This window comes from Fibrobacter sp. UWT3 (genome assembly GCF_900230125.1).
Taxonomy (GTDB): domain Bacteria; phylum Fibrobacterota; class Fibrobacteria; order Fibrobacterales; family Fibrobacteraceae; genus Fibrobacter.
Window position 1 is genome coordinate 1165966 of record NZ_OCSS01000001.1, and the last position, 25142, is coordinate 1191107.

At 54.4% G+C, this 25142-nt stretch carries 21 protein-coding genes; 15 read left to right on the forward strand and 6 right to left on the reverse strand.

The annotated features are described in order from the left end of the window. Positions 1–53: 53 nt before the first annotated feature. A complete protein-coding gene (locus CRO08_RS05000; protein WP_097035305.1) occupies positions 54–1352 on the forward strand; it encodes an ATP-binding protein in 1299 nt (432 codons plus the stop codon). Between the two features lie 91 nt (positions 1353–1443). Here CRO08_RS05000 and aqpZ read toward each other — a convergent pair whose 3' ends face one another. Together aqpZ and aspS are read right to left on the reverse strand one after the other, a co-directional pair. Continuing rightward, the gene (gene aqpZ / locus CRO08_RS05005) at positions 1444–2184 is read right to left on the reverse strand and encodes an aquaporin Z (protein ID WP_097035725.1); all 741 of its coding nucleotides are present in this window, start codon (positions 2182–2184) and stop codon (positions 1444–1446) included. 181 nt (positions 2185–2365) lie between these two features. Further along, on the reverse strand, positions 2366–4159 hold the full coding sequence (aspS, locus tag CRO08_RS05010; protein WP_097035306.1) for an aspartate--tRNA ligase: 1794 nt from the start codon (positions 4157–4159) through the stop codon (positions 2366–2368). 366 nt (positions 4160–4525) lie between these two features. On the opposite strand from aspS, the gene CRO08_RS05015 reads away from it, so the two are divergent. The 11 genes from CRO08_RS05015 (at position 4526) to CRO08_RS05065 (ending at position 13330) form a co-directional block, all read left to right on the forward strand. Next, on the forward strand, positions 4526–5128 hold the full coding sequence (locus CRO08_RS05015; RefSeq protein WP_097035726.1) for an ATPase: 603 nt from the start codon (positions 4526–4528) through the stop codon (positions 5126–5128). Between the two features lie 12 nt (positions 5129–5140). Continuing rightward, positions 5141–5698: a DUF2764 family protein gene (locus CRO08_RS05020; RefSeq protein ID WP_072812537.1), complete on the forward strand. Its 558-nt coding sequence runs from the start codon at positions 5141–5143 to the stop codon at positions 5696–5698. 17 nt (positions 5699–5715) lie between these two features. Beyond that, positions 5716–7473: a V-type ATP synthase subunit A gene (locus CRO08_RS05025; protein WP_073192093.1), complete on the forward strand. Its 1758-nt coding sequence runs from the start codon at positions 5716–5718 to the stop codon at positions 7471–7473. Continuing rightward, complete coding sequence (locus CRO08_RS05030) at positions 7466–8767, forward strand: V-type ATP synthase subunit B (RefSeq protein ID WP_072812533.1); 1302 nt, start codon at positions 7466–7468, stop codon at positions 8765–8767. Before CRO08_RS05025 ends, CRO08_RS05030 begins: the two co-directional genes overlap by 8 nt. 1 nt (position 8768) lies before the next feature. Continuing rightward, positions 8769–9401, forward strand: coding sequence for a V-type ATP synthase subunit D (locus tag CRO08_RS05035; protein ID WP_073116472.1), 633 nt, complete (start codon positions 8769–8771; stop codon positions 9399–9401). After that, complete coding sequence (locus CRO08_RS05040) at positions 9398–11338, forward strand: V-type ATP synthase subunit I (protein WP_097035307.1); 1941 nt, start codon at positions 9398–9400, stop codon at positions 11336–11338. Before CRO08_RS05035 ends, CRO08_RS05040 begins: the two co-directional genes overlap by 4 nt. A 39-nt stretch (positions 11339–11377) precedes the next feature. Beyond that, a complete protein-coding gene (locus tag CRO08_RS05045) occupies positions 11378–11833 on the forward strand; it encodes a V-type ATP synthase subunit K (RefSeq protein ID WP_083532182.1) in 456 nt (151 codons plus the stop codon). Between the two features lie 16 nt (positions 11834–11849). Next, positions 11850–12305 (forward strand): V-type ATP synthase subunit K, encoded by a 456-nt coding sequence (locus tag CRO08_RS05050; protein WP_072799628.1) that lies wholly within the window; start codon positions 11850–11852, stop codon positions 12303–12305. 110 nt (positions 12306–12415) lie between these two features. Continuing rightward, positions 12416–12631 (forward strand): DUF3791 domain-containing protein, encoded by a 216-nt coding sequence (locus CRO08_RS05055; protein WP_073116476.1) that lies wholly within the window; start codon positions 12416–12418, stop codon positions 12629–12631. Continuing rightward, entirely contained in the window at positions 12628–13113 is a 486-nt protein-coding gene (locus tag CRO08_RS05060; protein WP_073054020.1) for a DUF3990 domain-containing protein, read from the forward strand. Before CRO08_RS05055 ends, CRO08_RS05060 begins: the two co-directional genes overlap by 4 nt. Position 13114: 1 nt before the next feature. Further along, on the forward strand, positions 13115–13330 hold the full coding sequence (locus tag CRO08_RS05065; RefSeq protein ID WP_073054022.1) for a hypothetical protein: 216 nt from the start codon (positions 13115–13117) through the stop codon (positions 13328–13330). A gap of 152 nt (positions 13331–13482) precedes the next feature. On the opposite strand, the gene CRO08_RS05070 is transcribed toward CRO08_RS05065, so the two are convergent. From CRO08_RS05070 to CRO08_RS05085, 4 genes are all read right to left on the reverse strand, one after another. Then, positions 13483–13713: a hypothetical protein gene (locus CRO08_RS05070; RefSeq protein ID WP_072801211.1), complete on the reverse strand. Its 231-nt coding sequence runs from the start codon at positions 13711–13713 to the stop codon at positions 13483–13485. 54 nt (positions 13714–13767) lie between these two features. Further along, entirely contained in the window at positions 13768–13983 is a 216-nt protein-coding gene (locus tag CRO08_RS05075; protein ID WP_072801212.1) for a DUF3791 domain-containing protein, read from the reverse strand. 67 nt (positions 13984–14050) lie between these two features. Further along, positions 14051–14341 (reverse strand): hypothetical protein, encoded by a 291-nt coding sequence (locus tag CRO08_RS05080; RefSeq protein ID WP_072813196.1) that lies wholly within the window; start codon positions 14339–14341, stop codon positions 14051–14053. A gap of 784 nt (positions 14342–15125) precedes the next feature. Next, positions 15126–16577: an efflux RND transporter periplasmic adaptor subunit gene (locus CRO08_RS05085; protein WP_072977154.1), complete on the reverse strand. Its 1452-nt coding sequence runs from the start codon at positions 16575–16577 to the stop codon at positions 15126–15128. 139 nt (positions 16578–16716) lie between these two features. Between CRO08_RS05085 and CRO08_RS05090 the strand changes: the two genes are divergently transcribed. The 3 genes from CRO08_RS05090 to CRO08_RS05100 all read left to right on the forward strand — a co-directional run bounded on the left by CRO08_RS05090 (position 16717) and on the right by CRO08_RS05100 (position 25133). Then, positions 16717–17046, forward strand: coding sequence for a transposase (locus CRO08_RS05090; protein ID WP_097034692.1), 330 nt, complete (start codon positions 16717–16719; stop codon positions 17044–17046). Positions 17047–17063: 17 nt separating this feature from the next. Then, a complete protein-coding gene (locus tag CRO08_RS05095; RefSeq protein WP_176495013.1) occupies positions 17064–17912 on the forward strand; it encodes an IS3 family transposase in 849 nt (282 codons plus the stop codon). Between the two features lie 72 nt (positions 17913–17984). After that, positions 17985–25133, forward strand: a complete 7149-nt coding sequence (locus tag CRO08_RS05100; protein WP_141398242.1) for a calcium-binding protein — start codon at positions 17985–17987, stop codon at positions 25131–25133. Positions 25134–25142: the final 9 nt, after the last annotated feature.

Below are 25142 nucleotides of genomic sequence, written 5' to 3' on the forward strand. Positions count from 1 at the left end.
ATTTTTTATAAAATTGGCTTGATTTTTATGCCAATTTTGTATATATTGTTGGTATGGAAAAAGTAATCGCCGAAATTTTGCGTGAATTTTATGAGAGTGGCGTGCCAACGGATGTATGCCGTCGCCCGGTAGAATTTCTCGAAAAAAAGAGAAATGCGACTTCTATTATTGGTATGCGTCGCACTGGGAAAACCTATATAACGTACCAGCGGATGCATGAACTTATTGACGCCGGTTTGCCTCTGAATCGAATTGTTTATGTTAACTTTGATGATGAGCGTTTAAGGGGTATCAAGGTGGATGATCTCCATCTTATTGGAGATGTGCATGCGACAATGTATCCTGAGGCTGCTCGGGAAAAATGTTGGTATTTTTTGGATGAACTGCAGGATGTTGAGGGTTGGGAATTTTACGCTCGTCGCTTAATAGATTCTGGGTTGGTTCAATTGTGTGTGACCGGATCTTCATCTAAGTTGCTTTCTTCGGAGGTTGCAACGCAACTTCGTGGACGGTCTTTGGATATAGAGGTCTTTCCTCTATCTTTTTCAGAATTTCTGCAATTTAATGGAATTTTCAAGAAGATTCCTGAAGAACCTTTTACGTCTAGAACATCTGGCCTGTTGCGTAACGCTATGGCTCGTTATTTCGATGAAGGTGGTTTCCCTGATATACAAGGGGAGAATGTTCGTGTTCGAAACAAGTTGTTGCAGGAGTATGTGAATGCTGTCGTATTTAGGGATGTTATAGAGCGGCATGAAGTTTCAAGTGTGCCTGCGCTTCGGTATACTTTAGATTATGTTGTCCATAATTATGCACGTAAAATATCGACTCGTGCTATCTCTGGTACATTGAAGGCGATGGGGGTTTCGGACAATCGAGAATATATTTCCAATTATCTTCGTTATTTGGCCGACGCATACTTGATTTATCCAGTATCTTTAAGGACTGATTCCGTTTCGGTGCGTAGAACAAATCCTGATAAATATTATATGGTTGATACCGGGGTTGTTCGTGCAATGACTCCAAAGAATGATGCTGAAAAAGGGTGGCTTCTGGAGAACCTGGTTTTTCTGCACTTCCGGCGGGGGAATAATAAAATTGAATATTATATCAATCGCGATGGAGGCGAAGTCGATTTCCTTGTTACGAATCTCGATACGAAGTCCAGACGACTCGTTCAAGTTGCTTGGGATATGGAGCAATTGGACACGTTCAAAAGAGAGATAAACGCGATTCGTTTGGCGAAAGAAGAAATTAAAGTGAAAAATTGCTGCATTGTTACATGGAATTCGGAAACTGTTTTAGAAGATGGCATTAATGTGATTCCAATTTCGAAATTCTGTCTCGAATAATTATGCAATAAAAATGGCGGCCCAACTGTCGCCAGATGGGGCCGCGCTTTTTTTTAGAAAGATGCTCGCCTTCGCGAGCATGACGATCGCCTTACTTCTTTTCGCACTTGCAGCACTTGCATTCGGCGAGGAACTTGTATGCAACGCCGCCGATGACGCCACCGAGAATCGGGGCGACCCAGAAGAGCCAGAGCTGCTTGATGGCTGCACCGCCAACGAACACGGCCATAGCGGTAGAGCGGGCCGGGTTCACGGAGGTGTTGGTCACCGGGATAGAGATGAGGTGGATGAGCGTGAGGCAGAGGCCGATGGCAATCGGGGCGAAGCCTGCCGGAGCGCGGCCGTCGGTAGCGCCCATGATCACGAACAGGAAGATGGCCGTAAGCACGGTTTCAATCAGGAATGCGCCGCACATGCCGGTGGTCTTGCCGCCGAAGGCGTTCACGCCGTTGTTGAGAGCGTCGGACCAGCCGTTGGTGGCGAATGCGCCGATGCCTGCGTTGGTGAGGTCGGGCTGGGCGATGCAGTAGAGCACGGCCGCAGCGATAATACCGCCGATGACCTGCGCCACGATGTAGGCCGGAGCTTCCTTAGCGGGGAAGCGGCCGCCGGCAACCTGACCGAGCGTGACGGCCGGGTTCAGGTGGCAGCCCGAAATGTGGCCGATGGCGTATGCCATGGTGAGAACGGTGAGGCCGAATGCGAGCGACACGCCCACGTAGCCGATACCGGTGGTCGGAACGCCGCAAGCGAGCACGGCAGCGCCGCAGCCGCCAAACACAAGCCAGAATGTGCCGATAGCTTCGGCAATGGCACGAGTTGTGAGTTTCATAAACATCTCCATAGGTTAGGGTTGAATTCGCGCTGTAATTTAGCAAAAAGGCCCCGCGAAAACCCGCGGGGCATCTTATAACGCTTTAGATTCTATCGCCACTGCGTGGCTCCAGAATGACATTTCTCCCTGGAGCACAGAATGGCATGTCACCCTGGAGGCCGTAGGCCGATAGGGTCCATTACTTCTTTTCCGCTGTCTTCGGCATCTGCACGGAGATGTGGATGTCCTGCAGCTGCTGGAGGTCGACTTCGCTCGGGCACTGGTCCATCGGGCTAGAAGCACTGGTGTTCTTCGGGAACGCGATGAAGTCGCGGATGGATTCTTCACCTTCCATGGTAGCGACAACGCGGTCCAAGCCGAAGGCCAAACCGCCGTGGGGAGGAGCGCCGTACTTGAAGGCGTCCACGAAGAAGCCGAACTTTTCCTTCACCTGTTCTTCGGAGAGGCCGAGCAGGCGGAACACCTTCTCCTGGACTTCCGGGTTGTGAATACGGATAGAACCGCCACCGATTTCAACACCGTTCAGAACAAGGTCGTAAGCTTCGGCGTTGCAATCCTTGAGATTGCCACCCAGCATCATGTCCAGGTGTTCCGGGAGCGGGTTGGTGAACGGGTGGTGCATGGCCATGTAGCGGCCTTCGGTGTCGCTGTATTCGAACATCGGGAATTCGGTAATCCACACGAATTCGCGCTTCTTCGGATCGCGGAGACCCTTGATACGTGCGACTTCCAGGCGGAGCTGACCCATGGCGGTAGCTGCAACCTTTTCGGGGCCTGCGATGAAGAACATCATGTCGCCGCACTTGGCACCGACGGCGTCGCGCAGTTCGTTCAACTGTTCCACCGTAAAGAACTTGCCGACCTGGGTTTCCACTTCGTCGTTTTCCTTGACGCGCATCCACACGAGGCCCTTGGAACCGTACTTGCCCACGTAGGCCGTGAGTTCGTCGATCTGCTTGCGGGTGAAGTCCACGCAGCCCTTCGCGGCGATACCGCGGATTTTGCCACCGGCGGCAACGCAGTTCTTGAACACGCCAAAGTTGGACTTTGCACCGATTTCGGACACGTCGTGGATTTCGAGGTCGAAGCGGAGGTCAGGCTTGTCGGAACCGTACTTGAGCATGGCTTCGTGCCACTTCATGCGGCGGATCTTCTTGGGCGGTTCAAAGTTCCAGACCTTGCCCAGCACTTCGGTCACGAACTTGTCGAACATGGCCATCACGTCGTCCTGGTCCACGAAGGACATTTCCACGTCGATTTGCGTAAATTCAGGCTGACGGTCGGCGCGGAGGTCTTCATCGCGGAAGCACTTGGCAATCTGGAAGTAGCGGTCCATGCCGGCAATCATCAAGAGCTGCTTGTACTGTTGCGGGGACTGCGGAAGGGCGTAGAACTTGCCCGGGTTCACGCGGCTGGGTACCAGGTAGTCGCGGGCGCCTTCCGGAGTGGACTTGCAGAGCACCGGAGTCTCGATGTTTTCAAAACCGTTAGCGTAGAAGAAGTCGTACACGGCCTTGAGGAAGCGGCTCTTGAGCAACAGCTTCTTCTGGATCCACGGACGGCGGAGGTCCAGGTAACGGTACTGCAGGCGCAGGTCGTCGTTTTCCTTGCACTCTTCGTTCGGGTCGTTGATGGCCAAGGGGGAGGTGAGGGCCGCGTTCAGGATTTCGATGGAGTCAATCTTGACTTCGATTTCGCCCGTGGCGAGTTTCTCGTTGGCGTTGCCTTCTTCGCGGGCGTAGACCTTGCCGGTCACCGTAATCACGTATTCGTTGCGGAGCTGTTCGGCGGTCTTCATCACGTCGGCGTTGTAGTCGGGGTTGAAGACGATTTGGGTCTTGCCATACTTGTCGCGGAGGTCCACAAAAATCACACCACCATGGTCGCGGCGGCGGTCCACCCAACCGGCGAGTGTTACGGTCTGGCCAACATCTTCCTTGCGAAGCTGGCCGCAGTTATGAGTACGTTTCATGTTAGTATCCTTTGGATAGTTTTTTTCGGCGCAAAATATAGAAAAAGTGAGTGTTGGTTGGTGGGGTTCGGCAAGCTCACCCACCTTGTTAAGGTCCCTGAGTGGTACACTGAGCCTGCCGAAGTGCGAGCGTAGCGGAGTCGAAGGGTTTTCCACTTTTTTGATTTGTAAAGCCAATTTTTACACATTCTGTGGCTTTTCGTCGCCAAAATTCGTTTTTTCGTCTTTTTTTTCAAAATTTTTCATTTTTTCGTGAACTTTTGCGGAAAATTACTTGTATATTACTATCGAAATTTTCTGGATTAGGGCTAGCAGGGCCGTTTTTTTGTCGTGCAATCCCAATCCGGAGCGTAATTGGAGATATATATGGCAGAAGACTTGCAATACCTTATGGAACGCATCCAGAAAGATGCTGTCGATAAAGCAGAAAACGAGGCGGCGGCTATCATTGCCAAGGCCAAGGAAAAGGCGGCCGATATCGTGAAGGCTGCCGAGGCCGAAGCGTCCGCCCGTCTGGAAAAGGCCGACAAGGACGCCGAAGCGTTCACGGAACGTAGCGAACGCACTCTTGAACAGTCCGCCCGCGACCTTTTGCTTTCGGTAGGCAAGAATCTCGAAAAGATGATTATGGACCTGTTGAACCTCGAGGTGGAGAAGTCCCTGGACGAATCTACGGTCAAGGCCATGCTCTTGGCAGTCGCCAAGTCCTATACCTCCGACATCGAGGTGGATTTCTCCGACGCCGATGCCCGTAAGCTCAGCTCCTTTGTGATGGGCGAGTTCAAGAAGCAGCTTTCCGCCGGCGTGAAGGTCGAAAGCGACAAGGGTGTCAAGTTCGGCTTCCGCATCAAGCTCGATGGCGGCAAGGTCACCCACGAATTTACAGAAGCTGCAATGGCCGACGCTCTTTCGGCCCTGCTCCGTCCGCAACTTGCCAGAGTGGTAAACGCTGCCGCACAGGCGAAGTAACGCGGGTACTTGATGAGCAGTCCTTCTTACTTGATGGCATCTCTTCCGATGATTGAGTTCGGCGATCCAGCCCCGCTCAGTATGGAAGATTTTCGCCACCGCTGCATCGGCGTGCTGTCCGAGCCGGAACTTGCGGCTCTGGACGCGCTTTTGGATGACGGTGAATGCGAAGAGTGCGACGACGAGTTCGTGCGCGCCTACAAGGCCCACGAAATCCAGATGAAGAACGTTTCAGGCAGGCTCCGTGCAAGCGCATGGGGGCCCGATATCCGTTTTACGGAAAAGTCCTTCCCGGGTTACGATGTCGCCTTTGCCAAGATGATTCAAGATGCGTTTGCCAAGTCGAATCCTATGGAAAAAGAGCAGGATATCGACAAGGCCCGTTTCTGGCTTGTGGACTCGCTTGCAGGTGTGGGCGAGGGTACCGTCAAGCATGTTTACGCTTATGCGATCAAACTGAAGATTTGTGAACGTTGGGCGCGCCTCTCCGAACAAGCGGGCGACGCTGCCGTGTTGAATGTTATTAATGCAAACGATCCTGCATACGCCCCTGCGGCGGCACAGGAATGACCGGAGGTCCATTTTCAATGGCTAGTATCGGAAAAATCATCGGCGTCAACGGTAACCTGATTCGCGTCAAGTTCGAAAGCGCCGTGTCCCAGAACGAAGTGGCGTATGCCAAGCTTACTCAGAAAAACAAGGACGGCAAGTCCGAAGTCATCCCCCTCAAGAGCGAAGTCATCCGTATCCGCGGTGACTACGCCGAACTCCAGGTGTTCGAAGACACCACGGGGCTCAAGACGGGTGACGAGGTGGAATTCACCGGCGAACTTTTGTCCGTAGAACTTGGCCCCGGCCTCTTGACCCAGGTCTTTGACGGTCTGCAGAACCCGCTCCCGAAGCTTGCCGAAGAATGCGGCTTCTTCCTGCAGCGTGGTAAGTACTTGAAGGCGCTCCCCCGCGACAAGAAGTGGGCATTTACCCCGGTCGCGAAGGTGGGCGATGTGGTGGTCGCGGGCGATACGCTGGGCACCGTTCCCGAAGGCGTGTTCACGCACCGCATCATGGTGCCGTTCCGCCTGCTCGGCAAGTGGACCGTGGAATCGGTCTCTGCCGCTGGCGAACATGTGGTTGAAGATGTGGTCGCCAAGCTCAAGAACGACAAGGGCGAAACCCAGGACGTGACGATGGTGCAGACCTGGCCGGTGAAGATGCCGATCAAGGCCTACGAAGAACGCCTGCGTCCCTCCAAGCCCCTCACCATGCAGCAGCGCATTATCGATACGTTCTTCCCCGTGATGCAGGGCGGTACGTTCTGTACGCCGGGCCCCTTCGGTGCCGGTAAGACGGTGCTCCAGCAGCTTATGAGCCGCTACGCCGACGTGGATATCGTGATCTTGGCCGCTTGCGGTGAACGTGCAGGTGAAGTGGTGGAAACCCTCCGCGAATTCCCTGAACTGATTGACCCGCGTACCGGCAAGTCCCTGATGGAACGTACGCTGATTATTTGTAACACGTCTTCGATGCCGGTGGCTGCCCGTGAAGCTTCCGTTTATACGGGCGTGACTCTCGCCGAATACTACCGCCAGATGGGCCTGAACGTGCTCTTGCTCGCTGACTCGACTTCTCGTTGGGCTCAGGCCCTGCGTGAAATGAGCGGCCGCTTGGAAGAAATTCCGGGTGAAGAAGCCTTCCCGGCCTACCTCGAATCCGTGATTGCCGCCTTCTATGAACGCGGTGGCGTGGTTCGCCTCAAGGACGGCTCTACCGGTTCCGTGACGATTTGCGGTTCCGTGTCGCCTGCAGGTGGTAACTTCGAAGAACCCGTGACCCAGGCCACCCTGAAGGTGGTGGGCGCGTTCCTCGGCCTTAGCCGTGAACGTTCCGACCAGCGCCGCTTCCCGGCAATCCACCCGCTGGATTCCTGGTCCAAGTACGAAGGCATCATCGACAGCAAGAAGGTTGCCGAAGCCCGTCACATCCTCGCAAACGGCGTGGACGTGAACAACATGATGAAGGTGGTGGGCGAAGAAGGTACCTCTATCGACGACTTCGTGATTTACCTGAAGTCCGAATACCTCGATGCCGTTTATCTGCAGCAGGACGCCTATAACGAAATCGACGCCGCTTGCTCTGCTGAACGTCAGAAGTACGTGTTCGACAAGGTTTACACCATCCTCAAGACCCCGATGAAGTTCAGCGAGAAGGACGTCGCCCGTACGTTCTTCCTTAAGCTCACTCAGTCGACGAAGGACTGGAACCGCGTCAAGTTCGATTCCCAGGAATTCAAGGACCTTGAACAAAGTATTTTCGCTTCCGTGAAGGAGGTTTCCGCTAATGCATAATGTGGCATACCATCGTATTGAACGCATCGCCGGTTCCGTGATTACGCTCCGCGCCGAAGGTGTAGCAAACCAGGAACTTGCCCAGGTGACAAGCTCGTTCGGAACATCCCTTGCCCGCGTGATCCGCATTGACGGCGACATGGTGGACTTGCAGGTGTTCGCAGGTGCTCGCGGTATTTCGACCGACTCCGAAGTGCGCTTCCTTGGCGAACCGATGAAGGTCCCGTACAGCGAAGCCTTGCTTGGCCGCGTGTTTAATGGTGCCGGCAAGCCCCGCGACAACGGCCCCGAGGTGGACGGCGAACGCATTACTATCGGCGGCCCCTCTGTGAACCCCGCCAAGCGTATCATCCCGAAGACGATGGTGCGTACGGGTATCCCGATGATTGACGTGTTTAACACGCTCGTGGTTTCGCAGAAGCTCCCGATTTTCTCCATTGCCGGTGAACCGTACAACGAACTCCTGGCCCGCATTGCCTTGCAGGCCGAAGTGGACGTGATTGTTCTCGGCGGCATGGGCCTGAAGCACGATGACTACCTGTACCTGAAGGACTTCCTCGAAAAGAATGGTGCCCTTAGCCGTACGGTGATGTTCATGCACACCGCCTCCGACCCGATCGTGGAATGCTTGCTCGTGCCGGATGCATCCCTTGCCGTGGCTGAAAAGTTTGCAACCGAAGGCAAGAACGTGCTCGTGCTCCTTACCGACATGACGAACTTTGCCGACGCCATGAAGGAAATCGCCATTACGATGGAACAGATTCCGTCGAACCGCGGTTACCCTGGCGACCTTTACTCCCAGCTGGCCAGCCGTTACGAAAAGGCCGTGGACTTCGAAGGTTCGGGCTCCATCACTATCCTTGCTGTTACGACCATGCCTGGTGACGACGTGACCCACCCGGTTCCGGACAACACCGGTTACATTACCGAAGGTCAGTTCTACCTGCGTAAGGGCCGTATCGAACCGTTCGGTTCTCTGTCTCGTTTGAAACAGCAGGTGAACGGCAAGACCCGTAGCGACCATCGTACCATCATGAACACCATGATCCAGCTGTACGCAAGCTACAAGGAAACTTTGGAAAAGCAGTCCATGGGCTTCAACATGAGTAACTGGGACCAGAAACTGCTGAAATACGGTGCCCGTTTCGAGAAGGAAATGATGGACCTCTCCGTGAACATTCCTCTTGAAAAGGCTTTGGACCTTGGCTGGGAAATCCTTGCTGACTGTTTCGCACCCGAAGAAACGGGTATTCCGACCAAGATGATCAACGAATATTGGCCCAAGAAGGGGTAATATGGCGAAGGTCAAGTTAACTAAAAACGCCCTCAAGGCGGAACGCGACGCATTGAAGCGCTTCCAGCGCTATCTGCCGACGTTGCTGCTCAAAAAGCAGCAGCTGCAGATGGAAATGCGCACGCTCCAGGAGAGGGTGATGGCAAAGCGAGAAGAGGAGGACAAGCTCCGCAAGAGCATGGCTTCCTGGATTTCGCTGTTTGCCGAACCCATCGAATGGTCAAAGTACCTGTCGGTGAAGGAAGTGCGCCAGGGCGAAGGTAACATCGCCGGCGTGAAGATTCCGACATACGACGGGGTAGACTTTAATATTTCGATTCCGGATTTCTTTACCACGCCTGTGTGGCTGGACGACGGTATCAGAAGCCTTCAGGGCCTGATTTCGCTGCGTCTCGAACGCCGCGTGCTCGAGCGTCAATACGAGCTCCTCTCGAAGGAACTGCGTACCACGAGCCAGCGCGTGAACCTGTTCGAGAAGGTGAAGATTCCGGAAGCCAAGGAAAATATCCGCGTCATCAACATCTTCCTGGGCGACCAGCAGACCAGTGGCGTTGCCCGCAGCAAGCTTGCGAAGGGTAAGGCTACCGCCCGTACCGCTGCCCAGGATGCACTCGCGAAGGAGGCCGCCGCATGATTACTCCTATGAAGAAAGTGACGGTGCTGACGGTTGCAGGTGCGGTTGAAGAGACGCTCCAGGCGCTCCGTACGCTTGAAATTTTGCACCTCACGCCCCTCAAGGCGGCTGCAGGCGCCAAGTTGAACCATGCCCGCGGAGAAATGAACCGCGTGCAGAAGGCCTTGGAAGTGGTGCCCGAGAAGGCCCCGAAGGGTGTGACTCCCGTGAACCCTTCGGCAGGCTCAGGGACCTCTGCAGCGAGCCTTATCGATGAAATCCAGCAACTGGTTGCTGAAAGCAAGCAGGCGGAAATCGACAAGGAACAGGCTGAAGAGGAACTCACCAAACTTTCCATGTTCAAGAACCTGGACCCCGCAACGGCAGCAGCACTCGCGGCAAAGGGTATCTATGTCAAACTCTACCAGCTCCATGACGGTAAAGTCCCGTTCGAACTCGATGGCGAAGGTTCTATCGAAGAATTCGGTCAGGATGAAAACGGCAAGTATGTAGCCGTGGTGAGCAGGGGAGATGCCCCTGTGGCCGTGAAGGGAAACTTCACCGAACTCACGATGCCGCAGAAGTCGCTTGCCGAATACCGTGAAATGGAAGCGAAAGCCAAGGAAACGCTTGCCCGCGTCGAGAAACGCCTGGGTGAACTTTCGGGTGCGCGCGAATCTATCGAGGACAAGCTCCTCGAAGTGGGTGACGACTACCGCATGGTCGAAGCCGAAGCCTCGATGGTGGGCGACAAGAACGTCGCCGCCGTGCAGGGCTTCTGCCCCGCACCTCGCGTGGGCGAACTCGAGAAGGCCGCCCGCGAGCACGGCTGGGGCCTCCTGGTGGACGACCCAGCCGACGGCGACGATATCCCGACGCTGCTTACCTACAGCAAGCTCAGCCGCCCCATGCAGTTCCTGTACGATATCATCGGCATTTCGCCGGGGTACAAGGAAGTGGACGTGTCGGCCGTGTTCCTTTGCTTCTTCAGCATCTTCTTTGCGATGATCGTGGGGGATACCGCTTACGGGTTGCTCTTCCTCGGTTTGGCGCTTTTTGCCCGCTCCAAGATGCCGAAAGCGAACCCTGCTGGTTTCCACTTTATCTACCTCATGAGCATCGCCACCATCGTGTGGGGTGTGATTAACGCAAGCTTCCTCGGGCTCAGCCCCTCGCTTGCGGGGTGGACGTATTACCTGGACATCACCAACTACGGCTGGTTGCCTGAACCGCTGAAGAACGCGATGCTCTGGATCCGCACATCTGCACCGACTGACCCCGCGAAGTTCCAGGCCTACCAGGCCTTCGCCCAGTCGATTACTATCTTGCCCGATAGCTTCGTGCCGAAGGCGGCTGGTGCCTCCCAGATGCAGCATATCCAGCTGTTCTGCTTCTGCATCGCCGTGGTCCACCTGAGTATCGCCCACGTGTGGAACGTGTGCGTGCGCATCAAGCGCAAGGATTCCACGTTCATGGCGCAGGTGGGCTGGCTCATCGGCTGCTGGGTGATGTTCTTCCTGGCGTGCCAGATGGTGCTCGGTATCGACATGCCGAAGTTCGTCATCCCGATGTTCATCGTGGAAGCGGTACTCCTGGTGCTCTTTACCGTGCCGCCCAAGAGGCTCAAGCAGGACTTCATCAGCATCCCGATGCTCGTCTTGGACGTGGTGAACAGCTTTACCGACGTGATCAGCTACATCCGTCTGTTTGCCGTGGGCATGTCCGGCGCGGCCATTGCCGAGGCGTTCAACGACATGCTTTCGCCGCTGTTCGGCTCCGCTGTCGGTATCGCCGGTGCTGCATTCCTGCTGCTCTTTGTGCATGGCCTGAACATCGCGCTTGCGGTCATGGGCGTCGCCGTCCACGCCGTACGTCTGAATACACTCGAATTTTCAAATGGACTTGGCCAGGAATGGAGCGGATTCGCATTCGCCCCCTTCGCCAAGCAGAAAAATTAAACCAAGGGATGATTCCCGCTACTTAATGAGGAAAAAACAATGGAACCGAATACAATGGTTACTCTCGCTAAAATGGGTGCTGCAGCTGCGCTTGGCATTGCGGCTATGGGCTCTGCCCTTGGTTGCGGAACGGCTGGTATGTCCGCCATCACGATGTGGAAGAAGGCTTATGCCCAGGGCAAGTCCGCCCTCTTCACACTCCTGGTGTTCGTGGGTGCCCCGATTTCCCAGACGATTTACGGCATGCTCTTGATGAACTTCATCTTGAGCAAGGCTGCTGAATCTGGCTTTACCAACTGGGGCGGCTGCCTCGGCGCCGGTATCTTCGGCGGGCTTGGCATGATGGCTTCTGCCTGGTACCAGGGCAAGTCCGCAGCTGTGGCTTGCGATGCTCTCGGTGAAACCGGCAAGGGCATGGTGAACTACCTGATGGTGCTCGGTATCGTGGAAACCGTGGCCCTGTTCGTTCTCGTGTTCTCCATGATGGTGCTCTAATCCAGCGAGGTAACGTATGGATCAAGCTCAACTTTTAACGCTCGCGAAACTCGGCGCGGTGGCGGCCCTGGGCCTTGCCGCGGTGGGTTCTGCGCTGGGTTGCGGGACTGCCGGCATGGCGGCCATCGGGGCCTGGAAGAAGGCGTATCTCAAGGGTAAGAACGCGCTGTTTACGCTGCTCATCTTCGTGGGCGCGCCGATTGCGCAGACAATCTACGGCATGTTGCTGATGATGTACATCCTGAACAAGTCCCAGGCGGCTCCGGCCAACTGGGCTGCATACCTGGGGGTCGGCATCTTCGGTGGCATCGGCATGATGGCATCTGCCTGGTACGTGGGCAAGTCGGCGGCTGACGCTTGCAACGCCCTCGGCGAAACCGGTAAGGGCCTCGTGAACTACCTGATGGTGCTCGGCGTCGGCGAAACCGTCGCGCTGTTCGTCATGGTGTTCTCCATGATGCTGGTGTCGTAGGACAAAGTGTCATGCCCGCGCAGGCGGGCATCTCCTTTTCAAGAATAGCGGGGCTATGCCCCGCACCCTTTTTTTATAATTGGACTGCGAAAAACAATTAGGATTAGACCATGGTTCAGGAATCTTTTGAATTTGTCGTGTATATGATTCACGCTTGCGCAAACAAGTGGAATCGATTGCCGTCTTTTGTGTATCGAAAGCTGGCTGAATCAGGCTGTATTCAGAAATTCCTTGTTCCCAATTACGAAATTTTGCATACGCAGAGCACTGATTTCGTCGTCAGCGATATTGAAGAATATCTGAACGTCCGTAAGGTGGCCATATGATCGTCTATCATGGTTCGAACGTTGTTGTTGACAAGCCGGATGTTGAGCATTCTTTTCGCCCGCTTGATTTCGGAAAGGGATTCTATGTCACGACGGTGCGTGAACAGGCTGTCCGTTGGGCGCACAGGAAAATCGATATTCTAAAGGATGGGAACCTGAAGCCGATATTGAATGTCTATGACATGGACGATGTCCCTGCCGCACTCTCCGTTAAGACGTTCCCCGATGATTTAGAGGAATGGATTGATTTCGTGTGCAAATGCCGAGATGGTTCCTTGGAATATGCCCAATACGATGTAATTATGGGCAAGGTCGCAAATGACAAGGTTTTCCGTGTTGTGGATATGTATCACTCCGGTATCTGGGATATGCCGCGGGCATTGAAGGAAATAAAGGCTTATCCGACTTACGACCAGATCGCCTTTATCACGCAAAAGGCTATTGATGCGGTCCTGAAATACAAGGGTTGCGAAGAGGTGTAAAATGGTAGACGAAGATGTTCTGGAAAAAGTCTATCAGGAACGCCTGGAAGAGCGCATTATTGCGCATCTTGCGCAGGTGAAGAACTGTTCGCTAGAACAGGCGATGGATATGTATTATAACAGCGAACTGGCTGACAAAATCCATCAAGGGAAAGATGGAATCCAGTATCTGGACTATAAGGTCTTGGTGCAGATACTTGTTGATATGGGAGGTTAAGCCATCTTGGAGATAATCTCTGCGAATCCGTCATTGTCCGCTAGGGCAATTTCGGAAAGAATGTCGGAAAAGGTGTCGGATAGCACGCTCGGGTACCTGAGCCCGGTAGAGTATAGGTTGAAAAGGCTGGCCGCGTAAGGAGCCTGCTTAGGCTAGACTTCGAGTTGAGTCAGTTTCCCGTTTTCCTGTTCCGCCTTGAATATGTCGTAGACATAGGGAGAACTTTCGAGATAAAGCCCGGTTTCCGGGTCAACCAACTTGGCGAATGTTTCAGAAGCGTAGAACCTACGCATAGCCTCGATGAGAGAGAGTTTCTGGTCTTCCATCACATACGAGATGATGTCTCCCGTTATGAGTTCAGCAAGCATTTTTGGCTTAGACATAGGCCGACTCCTTCTTTTTCAACAACGCAATCGCTTTTTCTGAGAGGAAGAGAATCACTGTATCTTCCCTCCGTTCTGTTGGCTGACTAGCGTCAGGTCGTTGATGGCGTCTTCAAATGAGAGTGTATGCTCCACATCGTAGAATTCGACAAGGAAATCCATCGCTCCGTGATTGCATAGATAATCAAAAGCCTGCTTTTCGGTGAGGCTCTTGTTTGCGGCGAACTCGTTGACGCATGCAACGGTATATCTGATCAGTTTCTTGTCCATTTCTTAGATAATATACATCTTGACATCGCCGTTGTCTGTAACGGTGAAACTGTAGTTGGCGATTTCATTAAGCTGTTGCTCGGACATTGTCCACCTCGACAGATGTTATCGGTTGCAAGAAAATTTTCGGGTCGATGTAAAGGTCTTCAAGGATGGGGACCAGGTCGATATAGTCCTCGACGAGTTTGTCCTTGTTCTGGCTATATACGGCATCGACCACCAGGTAGCCGTTGTCCCATTCCTTCACCTTTGCAATCTTGACAAGGCTATACGGCCCCTTGAACCGTATAGTCCGCCCGTTAAAGGAGAAGGATATGTAACATCCGTCATTTGACAGGATTGCCTTAGAATTGACCATGTTTGAAATGTAATTTAATTGGCGGGCTTAGTCAATAGCCTTAGGGGTCTGACTAAATGCTCGCTGGGTGTGTTTAACCTCATTTTTGCCTAAAAACCACCTACAATTGTGTAAAGTCGCTTCCGCATTTGCGGGAGCGGCTTTTACATTGTGGGGGTGCTGCTTGAACTTTTGCTTTTGTTACAATGTCACTTGTGTTGAGCTGCGGGGGCAAATGTCCGGGCGGTTTTGTCACTTGTGCAAAACGGCCCGGTCTTTTGCCGGAGTGTCTTTTACAAGTTGAACAGGATGCCTGAACATTTGGCCGAGCACCTTCACCGCTTAGGTGATGGTGCTGGGGCATTTGCAGGAGCAGCATTTACAAAGTGAGGTTCATGCCCGGGCATTTGCGGAAGCGGCTTATACAAAGTGACAATGGCACTTGGACTTTTGCGCGAGTGGTTTCACCACTTGTGCAAAGGTCCTCGGACAATTGCATAAGCGCTTTCTCCACTTGTGCAAAGGCGTTTGGACATTTGCGGGAGATGCTTTTACAAGGTGAAGAAGGTGCCTGGACTTTTGCCGGGGCGTGTTGCATTCTTGTGTAAAGGGGCCCGGGCAAATGTCCGAGGGGCAACACTACTTATGCAAAGGTGCTTGAACATTTGCTGGAGCGGCTTCACTACTTGTGCAAAGACACTTGCACTTTTGCGGAAGTTGCATTTACAAGGTGACATTGATGCCTGGACATTTGCAGGACCACCAACCACACTTTGTTGCTGCTTTTCGGGGCTTTTGCCCCCTTTTACCACCAGAGTTTCAGGCGCAAGTAGTCGATGGCCTGGTGCGAGAGAATCCACCAGAGCGTGCGCTTGCCCGCGAAAATCTTCGCGATACCTGTCATGCCGGGGCGGAACCACGGGGGAGTCGCCCGCACGAACTCACCGCGCACGGCGAAGGTGTTCTCCTGGTCCTTGACACTTGCCGTCGGGTTCATGAGCGTGGTGCGGAACCTGTACACGTAATCGGGACGGCTCTTGATGGCCATGAAGCCCTCGCCGCCAAGCCGCACGTTGTTCACTTCCAGTTCGCTCACGTCGGCCTCCATGTAGATTTCTTCGATGGATGCCAGCTGGAACAGCTCGCCGCCCTGATTCACATGCGACCCCACGCGCTTTTGCAGGTCGCCCTCGATGACCACTGCGCTGTCCGATTCGCAGCGCACTACCGAGCGAGAGAGCTTGTAGCGCACCGTCTTTAATTTCGCCAGTGTCTGCGAGAGCTTGGCCTGCTGTATGCGCAGGTCGGCCAGCTGCCTGTTCGCCTGGGCCTTCTGTATTTCGCGGCGGTTGTCCTGCTCCTGCGCCATAAGGTCGGCCTCTTCTAGCTTGAGTTCCTTCTGGTCGAGTCGCAAGAGCTCGTCGCCCTTGTACACGATGTCGCCCGGCTTCACCTTCACGCTCTGGATGAACCCGTCGAAGGGGGCACTCAGGTAGGTGATGTGGTCGGTCTTGAGCATGGCCGGGGCGCTTACCCTGTAGGGGATGGGTACCAGTGCCGCGAAAAGCACGAACGCCGTAAGCAGAATGCCCAGCAGTTTTGCCCAGGTGTGTTCGTGGCCCAGCAGCTTGGCTAACCCCTCCCGCGCGGCCCGGGCGAACCTCTTGCCGAACCAGCCGCTCTTGCGGTAGAGTTCGTCTATCCTTGCGCTAGTGAGCGTTGCTACCAGGTGGATCTGGGCGGACTCCTCGTCGTCGAAGGGGTGCGCCCCGCGTTCGCAGGTGATTACCGCGATGGTCTCTTCGCCCCGCCTTACCGGGACCGAGAGCATGTGCCCCACGCCGTAAGTCTTGCTGTAGTACTCGTGGATTCGGGTGGCGAGCGGGGTGCCGCCGTCCGGGGGCGGGTAGGCTATGCTGGCGTCCTGTTCGTAGGCCTCTTCCATGGCGCACTCCAGGTCGCGCACCACCTGCATCTTGCCCTCGAAATGGTCGGTGTGGCTTATGGCCGCGAGCACCACGTAGTCGTGCTTGACCATGCCGATGCTCACCCTTTCGGCGTGGTGGCGGTCGGCGATTTCGCCCGCGAGTGCGAGTGCCGCCGTCTTGAAAGTCTTCGCCTCGCCGACAACCCGCACGATGTCCAGGACCTCGTTCATCTGCCCGATCTTGGAACTGGTGGTGCGCAGCGCGTTCTGCAGCGCCTTGATGATGGCGCCCTGGTCGAACTGCGGCTTTTCCTGGTTCTGTGCGGTCATTGGCTGTCGGTTAGGGTGTGGTTTGGGTGGAAATAATAGTAAAAATATGCCGACATGCGGAAACTGGACCATGCAGGAGTTTAATAAGAGGGTAGCATAAGCTACTATATTCATTGCGCAACCCCCAAAAGGTAAAACAATGGCAAAAATCAACTATAGCTCCGAGACAAGGGAACAGGTCATCAAGCTGGTCCTGAAAGGCGAAAAGTCAGCAAACCAAATAGCCAAGGAACTCGGAATCGGGCCCAATACAGTCGGTCGGTGGGTAAACGAGTACCGCAAGGAACACAACCTGCCGAGCTACCGCGAGGAACGGCGAATCCGCAAGGTGTCCGTCGAGGAACTCGCCGCCAAGAACAGGGAACTGGAAAAACTCCTGAAGAAGCGTGAAAAGGAGCTTGCGGACGAGAAGGAGACGGTAGAGATCCTAAAAAAATCCCTGCACATCTTTATGCGACCACACGACTGAAATGCGAGGCGATACACGTGAACCGCAAGAAATACTCAGTCAGGAAGATGTGCAGAGCCCTAGGAATACCGCAGTGTTCCTACTACCAGTGGTCGCGCCAGCAGGAAAAACGTGCCGAGAAGAAGGCCCGCGAAGAACGGCTTGTCCAGAAGGTCCGCGACACCTTCGAAGAAAACCACCGCGTGTACGGTTGCCCGAAGATGCAGGCGGCACTCCATGACAAGGGTGACGAGGTAAAGGTGTGGAAACTGCGCCGCATCATGCGCGAGAACGGTCTCTATCCGGTCACGCTCAAGAAATGGAAACCCTACCGCAAGGGCAAATGTGACTCCATGTACAGCGAGAACCTGGTGCAGCGGAAGTTCGATCCCGACAGTCTGAACGCCGTCTGGGCCGGCGACATCACCTACGTCAAGACTACGCTTGGCTGGGTGTACCTTGCCGTGGTACTTGACCTATGCAACAAGGAGGCGGTGGGTTATGCCGTGAGCAAGAACATCGACACGGAACTTGTCAAGCGCGCGTTGTCCAATGCCATCATGCAACGCGGCCATCACGACGGACTAATCTTCCATTCCGACCGTGGCGTGCAGTACAGCAGCATGGGCTACCGCACGATGCTCTCGGAGAATGGGATAACGCCCTCGATGAGCGCCCCGGGCTGCCCCTACGACAACGCCTGCATGGAAAGCTTCTTCGCAAGCTTCAAGAAGGAGATGGCCTACAGGCGAGACTTCAAGGACATCGAAGACGTGCGGGAGGCCGTTTTCAGGTACATCGAGCTGTTCTACAACCGGAAACGGCTCCATAGTTCGCTCGGTTACATGACACCGGTGGAATATAGGCTGTCAAAACAGGCTGCCTAGACCACAAGGGTATACCACTTAACAAGAAAAAAGGATATATTTTAACTTAACCGGTAATGAATATGGTTGTTCATGAACCCACTATTAAAAAAACTACAAATCCACTTGAGCGATGGTGTTTCTAAGAATACCACATTGAATGTGGATGGTGACATTGGAGACGATACCTTCGCGGCCTTGAACAATGCCGGTTCGCTGAACATGTCCGGTGGCAAGGGTGATGACAAATTCTCTGTTTATGGCTTCCAAGATAAAAACGACAAAACCATCGTGCGGGGAGCCATGTCAATTGATGGAGGGCTTGGAAACGACTCCATGTTTGTCCGTGGCACAAATGGCGATGATACGGTGATTGTAAGTAAAGATGGCATGCTTAGCGACATTGTGAGCGTAAAGGCAAGCGGAGTCGAATCGACAACATTCGATGCTGCCGCTGGAGACGACCTTTTCAATGTCATTGGCAACAATAAGGGTGAAATCACGAACCTGAATGGCGGCAAGGGCAATGATACCTTCAGCATGGGTGGCCTAGATGCAGACCATACGCTTCGTAGTTCCAATACCGATGGGCAAAGTTGCGATATCAAGTATGAATTGCTGGATAGTGAAAATAAGGTTTTGGAAAGCAAGACGGAATCTTATACACTCTACGACACTTCGAGTGAACCAGTCGTATTCGTGTCCAGCGAGGAACATTCGATTGTGATTCCTGAAATTACGCTGAGTGAAGTTAATAATGGCGTAGGAGTTGCATTCTTCTATGTGCATTACTCTGGCGACTTGTTGAACGGACAAAGTGTTGGGACGGTGAAGGTGAACCTTTCTGCTCCGATGCTTTCTGCCAAGGCTCTCAAGAGCGGCGCTCGCGAAATAATGCTTGCCGAAGTATCTGGTTCCGATACAGATTTCAGTAGCAATTGGAATCTCTGCTCTACACTCCCCGTAGAATTGAATTCTTCCAAGAAATTTGCAAAGATTGCTGTATGCCTTTTTGCTGATGCTCTCGAAGAATCGGAATCGCTCAAGTCTATCACTATTTCTAGCGAATGCGATAACGTCGCGTTGACCAAGTCCGTATCCTCGCTCCCCATAAAGATTAGTGCGGATGGAGCTGTAAGTCGTTCGGCAGATGGACTTCTTGCCGAAGCGGAAGAATTTGTTGTGTCGGGAGACTCTGTGCAACTTGGCAATGTTGCAAATGGTCTTGACCCGATGTCTAATATTTCCGCCTATATTGTTGGTGCACGCGGCTTTTTGACTCAACAGACGAAGTCTGCGTTTGACGCAGCAAGCGACAAGACAAACCTGTACTGTGTAGAGAATGGCGTATTATATTTAGATTCCGCATTGACGAAAAAGAATCTGGTTGTCCTCTATCGGGCAAGTAGCTTACGAATAGACGGTTCCAAGGCTCATTTGGTCTATGACGATGTTGACGCCTCCAAAATCAAGGTAGAATACAAGGCTGAGGGTTCTACGACTGCTTCGGAAATCCTTGCCAGGGGTGCAGCGGAAGTCGAAGGTGTCACTTATGTCGCTGGTGTCGAGTACGAATTGCAAGGCGATACAATCGTCTTCTACAATTCGATAAACGGAAGAATGATGACCTTGCACGGGGAACTGACCGTTTCTCCCGGAAATAATGGCGAAACGGATGTGTTCTTGCCCCCGGAATCAGATATGCCTGCAAGTGTTCCTTCTGTTGTCGATACGGCACCGAGCATACACATTGATGAACATCCGACAATTCTAGCTGAAACAGGAACGCTTACTTCTGTTTCATACGGTGTTTCCTTCGCGGGTGACTTTAACGGTCGAAGTTCCGTAAAGGTAAGGATTAGTGTTCTTGATGCGGTCAGTTCTGTCAACCAGGATGGCTCCTACAATTTGACAAAGGAAATGCAATTTGTCGATGCGAACGGAAATGTGGATCCTGCGACAAATGGTGAATATATTGAACTTACGTTTACCCCTGAAAATCCAAATCAGGCGCAGACGGTAAGGCTCCGCGCCAAGACCGACACCGTATCCGAGGAATATGGCTTTGTGACGGTCCACAAGACAGAAAAGAACCTGGTTGATGATATTGACGGTGCCGTTTATGCGTTCGGTATGGGGCAAAGCGTTGAACTGGATACGGATAACCCCTCGATGCTTTCGTATGCGCATAAGGTTAACGAAGGCAGTTCTTATGTGGAGGCTAGCACTCTAAACGAAAAGAATGACTACGCTTCAGATAAGTTGTTCGGATTTACATCTGTAACAGGAAAGACCCTCGTTATAACGATAGAGTCTGCAAATAGTATTCTTATGGGGCTTGGGATAAACCTTTCCGATTCACATTCGTTTGAAGGCAAGACCATTCGACTGGTCGCAAGTAGTTCGAACGGAATTGTTGTTGGCGAAGGTAATGACAAGAAAACCTATCGGGAATCTGACTGGTTCAAGATAGTTTCTTGTGTAGCCAACGGCAACCAATACACCTTGACCCTGAATGAATCCGTTTCTGTTTTTGATGCAAACAATTCCAACGTATTATTCTCTGGTAGCAAGGATTACTTGTTTATCGATGAAGATGCGAGCGTTGATCGCCTGTTTGTAAACAACCAGGGTGATGAAGAAAACGAAACGAGTTCGCTCAATGCTTTTGCCGTGAAAAACGGGAATGTAAGCAGTGAGGAAAGGGCTGAATTTGGCAACAGTGCTGACTCGATTGAACAAAATATCCAAGATGCCGAAAGAACGGTTATGGACTTTGACGAACATGCCGTCCGCTTTGAGCATGACGATATTGGCAAACGCGGTATCGCTGCCGCCCAGATGGAATATGCCGAATACAACCTGGGTTCGGGTTCCGACACGGTAAATGTGAACAAGACTATCTACCGCGAGGATGGATTCCAGACATTCACCGTGGTGAATACGGGTTCTGGCGTTACTGGCGGAAACGCTACTGACGATACCGTGAACATAAACAGCTATGCCGAGGAATCGGCAACTGAAATTGCATCGGGTACATCTGCCGTTCTTTCGGGAACTGCCGATAACGGTGGCGCGACATACGCCTACACGCTTACTGGAAGCGCTGAGGCGCTTGCCGAAGCAAAGGGTGCCCTTGGCGAGTCTGAAAAGATTTACGTAGATGCCACGCTGAGCGACGGCACGACCCAACGCCGCGAAGTGACAACTTTGGAACAAATCTATTTCGTTGTTGCCCGCGCCTTCACGCTTGCCAATGGTGTTACTGTTGACTCGGTAAGCTTCAAGCATGGCTACAGCGGCGACGGTCAGCTTGTGGTGAACGCCCAGGGCGGTGACGATATAATCAACGCCACCTCGAATGCAGTGACCCGTAACGACATGGTTGTTTTCGGTGGTCTCGGTGACGACACCATAAACATGAACCGTGGCGGCATCGCGTTCGGCGACCGTGGCCAGGTGCTTTACGGCGAAGACCCGCAAAATCCCGTGACGGTGCTCGGTTCCACGAACAGCGGCCTAGACTATACGACTGGCATAAGCAAGAATCATGGCGACGATACCGCTACAAATGGACCCGTGCATCGCTTGCAGACGGACGGTGTGCGTCGCGGAGCCTACGAAATCCATTCGATGAACGATAGTGAGGGTGGTTCCGATACTATAAATGTCGGTGGAACCGATAGCGTGGTGATTGGCGGTGCCGATGGCGACACCATTACGGTTTCGGGCAACAACAACATTGCCCTTGGCGACAACGGCTCCGTGAAATACTACAATGCCGCGAATGTGGGTGCGGTCTATGGCGACTCGCTCAACCTTGGCCTGCATACTGTAGAGACTACAAGCGATTCTGTGGGTGATGTCGATACTGTGACCATCAGCGGCAACAAGAATGTCGCCATGGGCGGCGAGGCTGGCGATACAATCGGTATTGGCGGCAGCGATAACGTTGTGATTGGTGACGGTGGGCGTTACACGGTGTTGTCGGATCGCCTGATTGCCGAGAGCAAGAGCGATACCGAGGGCGGTAGCGACACGATTACCACGGGCGATGGCAAGAACGCCATTATCGGTGGAACCGATGCCGATACCATTACCACGGGTGCCGGGAACGACATTATTGTGGGTGATGGCGGCAAGGTCATTATGGACACCGGGCGCAATGCGCTTATGGTCACCAACAAGGACCGCAATATTACGGGAGCGGGTCTCGAAGACGGTAGTGCAGGTGGCGACACCATCGATGCCGGAAATGGCCGCAATGTGGTATTCGGCGGCCTGGATAGCGACCATATCAAGACTGGCGAAGGTGAAGATGTCGTGTTTGGCGACAACGGCTTTGCGACCTTCCAGGGGAATGCCGCCGAAAGCGGTGTGGAAACCCGCACCGAGGCGACGCTCAGTTTCAACTTCCAGGGAGCCTCGCAGACCGGGCTTTCGTCGGAAGCAGTCGCGGGTGCCCTGAACGCGACCCATGGCGACGACTACCGCAGCGCCAACTGGAACAACGTGGGAGGGAACCTTGCGGGTACCTACGGCAACGATGACCGCGAGGTGGTGCGCTTTGACGACGGCACCCGCGCAAGCGCCGTGAGCGTGAGCTACGGCGGCATCGAGAGCCACCGCAACACGGATACCGACAACCGTATCAACCTGCAGGCCTACGGCCACAACTTCGCGAACGCCTCTACCGACGCGGATGCGGCGCTGATGAACGCGGGCCTCATGACCACGGCCCCGAACGCCCAGTGCGACAACAGGCTCGAAGTCGTGGTGGACGGGCTTGCCCAGTACTTTACGGAATACAGGGTGGTGGTCTATCTGGATATACCGGATTCCCATTCCGCGTACGAGCACAGCGTCCGCAAGGTGAGCCTGTATGTGGGCGATTCCAGTGCTGCCCTGCAGAGCTTCTATGTGGACGATGCCGAAGGCGAAAATTTTGACGGCGGCTACGAACGGGCTACAGCCACGACGGCATCCGCGGCAACCTACGCGAACTACGCCGTGTTCACGGTGTCTGCGGCCAGCTTTGCCGACAACTTCCGCGTGGTTATCGAGGACGCGTTCCCCGACCAGCACCCCAACGGCAAGAACCTTCCGGGAATTGCTGCCATACAGGTGCGTGGCGGCCTGCATGCGCAGGATGTGGCCGTGTCTACGCAGCTGAACCTCGGCGGTGACGATACCGTCTCGACGGGTGGCGGCGACGACATCGTCGTGGGCGGTGCCGGCAGCGACTACATGGCTACCTTCGGCGAACTTGCGGGCGGCATACGCGACAACGACCTTGTGTTCGGCGACAGCGCCTCGCTCCGGTTCGAGGACCGCCTGGGCACTGGCGATACCATGGTGTCGTCTGCCCGTAGCCTTGACCCCGCCGCGGCAGACCTTGTGCAGGGAGTCGGCTTTGACGACCGCATAGTGACTGGCGACGGCAACGACACCGTTGTGGGCGGTCTCGGTGGCGACAAGATTCTTGCGGGTAGCCAGTCCGAACTCACGCAGCTGGGCATCGCGCAGGCGTTCTTTGGCGAAGAGGCTACGGTGGAAAGTCTCGATGCCGCAAACGGCCCTGCCGCCATCCGCGACCTTGAAACGCTCAAGGATGCGACGGTGGAAGGCCGCAAGGTGCTGAGCGTCAACTTTACGACCCGTGGCGCGGACGATTCCACCATGGCCTCGGGCCATGCGGGCGTAGTGCACGACACCGGCTGGAACAACCTCTACCTGTACAACAACCACCTGTACACGCACGAGGGTAACGAGAATTCCACGACTCCGGTGCTGCGCTACAGCGACGGTGGCACGGTCGCAGGCAGTTCCGTCGGGATTTCTTTGAGTTCCTACGATTCGGGAACGACAGACCAGGGACAGAACGGGAGCCTTGTGTTCCGCACCTCTACCGAACTGGACGGCGATACGGCCAACAGCCGCCTGTTCGCGGGCTACACGGCCGCCCAGCAACAGCAGGACATCCATGTTTCGCTCACGAACCTTTCTTCGTTCCGTGGCGCGGGCGGGACCTGCGACGTGTATGTGTACCTGGGTGCCGACGACTCCGACACGGACGCCCACAGCCACATCTACGAAATCCAGGGTTCCGAGGATGGTAGCCGCTACCTGAACGACTGGAAGGGCCACGCCTTCGACGGCGACTATCGCGAGGCGACCTGTAGGAGCCGTAGTGATGCGCTCGCGAACCTTGCCGTGGGAGCCACCCCCATGGTGGAACTCATCGGCAACTACGTGGTGTTCCACGGTGTTGCGGGCGATACCTTCGACCTGTACATCCGCAACCTGCACACGGAAGGCGGCCAGTGGCCCATGAACTTGCCGGTGATTGCGGCCATCCAGGTGGTGGCGGGCTCGGGCAGGGCCGATGCCGCCGTGGGCGGCGACCATGACCGCGACCTCGTATTTGGCGACAGCGCCGCGCTCACCTTCGACATGGATGTGCCGTATGCTGTCGGGGAAGACCTCGCGGACTTCGCGAACATCAACCGCGTGAACGCGGCTTCGTCCCTGGCGCTTTCCGATGGACTTTACGCCCTCGGTGCCGATGATGCCATTTACACGGGCATGGACCGCGACGTGGTTGTGGCGGGCGAGGGGCTCGATACGGTGACACTCGGCTCGGGCGACGATGTCGCCCTTGGCGATAACGCCTCGCTGGTGCTGGAGCACAACAACCCCGTGGGCGTATTCCGCCCCGATGTGGAAACGGTGCTCGAAAGCAACAACTACCAGGCCGACAATGCGGCGTATCTCGGATCGCCCACGGTAGATGCCGGGGATATCCAGGACAAGTTCGAGGATGGCGATGTGCCGGGAGTGACGCTCGAAGCGTCTGCAAACGGCGGCACGGATACATTCACCGATGCGACGGACAAGGACTGGACCGTGCAGCAGGAAGTGACTCCGGGCGAACTCTCTGAACCGATTGATGTTCCCGCCGCGGGCGTACCGGTGGAGTTCCGCGAGGGCGATACCGTGCTGTTGCGGATAACTCCGTCGTCCCCCTGGTACCAGCACCGGCTCCAGATTGGCACGGAAGGTGGTGGCACAATTCCTCCGCTTACCCTTGAATGGGTAGTAGACGGTGTCACCGTGACGGAGTCGGTGTCGAACCCCTACTGGAACGAAAAGGAACTACCCGCTAATCCTAACGTTGGCACATATTACGAGATTCGCGTGACCGCCCTTGCCGCCGGTAACGCAAGGTTCACTTTCATTTAGTTTTTACTA

What these genes read in the sequence shown, in the direction of transcription:
- CRO08_RS05025 (WP_073192093.1), top strand. Translation starts at nt 5,716, where the DNA reads ATGGCTAGTATCGGAAAAATCATCGGCGTCAACGGTAACCTGATTCGC.
- CRO08_RS05100 (WP_141398242.1), top strand. Translation starts at nt 17,985, where the DNA reads ATGAACCCACTATTAAAAAAACTACAAATCCACTTGAGCGATGGTGTT.
- CRO08_RS05080 (WP_072813196.1), bottom strand. Translation starts at nt 14,341, where the DNA reads ATGGTCAATTCTAAGGCAATCCTGTCAAATGACGGATGTTACATATCC.
- CRO08_RS05075 (WP_072801212.1), bottom strand. Translation starts at nt 13,983, where the DNA reads ATGGACAAGAAACTGATCAGATATACCGTTGCATGCGTCAACGAGTTC.
- CRO08_RS05085 (WP_072977154.1), bottom strand. Translation starts at nt 16,577, where the DNA reads ATGACCGCACAGAACCAGGAAAAGCCGCAGTTCGACCAGGGCGCCATC.
- CRO08_RS05050 (WP_072799628.1), top strand. Translation starts at nt 11,850, where the DNA reads ATGGATCAAGCTCAACTTTTAACGCTCGCGAAACTCGGCGCGGTGGCG.
- CRO08_RS05020 (WP_072812537.1), top strand. Translation starts at nt 5,141, where the DNA reads ATGAGCAGTCCTTCTTACTTGATGGCATCTCTTCCGATGATTGAGTTC.
- CRO08_RS05015 (WP_097035726.1), top strand. Translation starts at nt 4,526, where the DNA reads ATGGCAGAAGACTTGCAATACCTTATGGAACGCATCCAGAAAGATGCT.
- CRO08_RS05060 (WP_073054020.1), top strand. Translation starts at nt 12,628, where the DNA reads ATGATCGTCTATCATGGTTCGAACGTTGTTGTTGACAAGCCGGATGTT.
- aspS (WP_097035306.1), bottom strand. Translation starts at nt 4,159, where the DNA reads ATGAAACGTACTCATAACTGCGGCCAGCTTCGCAAGGAAGATGTTGGC.
- CRO08_RS05070 (WP_072801211.1), bottom strand. Translation starts at nt 13,713, where the DNA reads ATGTCTAAGCCAAAAATGCTTGCTGAACTCATAACGGGAGACATCATC.
- CRO08_RS05090 (WP_097034692.1), top strand. Translation starts at nt 16,717, where the DNA reads ATGGCAAAAATCAACTATAGCTCCGAGACAAGGGAACAGGTCATCAAG.
- CRO08_RS05000 (WP_097035305.1), top strand. Translation starts at nt 54, where the DNA reads ATGGAAAAAGTAATCGCCGAAATTTTGCGTGAATTTTATGAGAGTGGC.
- CRO08_RS05040 (WP_097035307.1), top strand. Translation starts at nt 9,398, where the DNA reads ATGATTACTCCTATGAAGAAAGTGACGGTGCTGACGGTTGCAGGTGCG.
- CRO08_RS05035 (WP_073116472.1), top strand. Translation starts at nt 8,769, where the DNA reads ATGGCGAAGGTCAAGTTAACTAAAAACGCCCTCAAGGCGGAACGCGAC.
- CRO08_RS05030 (WP_072812533.1), top strand. Translation starts at nt 7,466, where the DNA reads ATGCATAATGTGGCATACCATCGTATTGAACGCATCGCCGGTTCCGTG.
- CRO08_RS05065 (WP_073054022.1), top strand. Translation starts at nt 13,115, where the DNA reads ATGGTAGACGAAGATGTTCTGGAAAAAGTCTATCAGGAACGCCTGGAA.
- CRO08_RS05045 (WP_083532182.1), top strand. Translation starts at nt 11,378, where the DNA reads ATGGAACCGAATACAATGGTTACTCTCGCTAAAATGGGTGCTGCAGCT.
- aqpZ (WP_097035725.1), bottom strand. Translation starts at nt 2,184, where the DNA reads ATGAAACTCACAACTCGTGCCATTGCCGAAGCTATCGGCACATTCTGG.
- CRO08_RS05055 (WP_073116476.1), top strand. Translation starts at nt 12,416, where the DNA reads ATGGTTCAGGAATCTTTTGAATTTGTCGTGTATATGATTCACGCTTGC.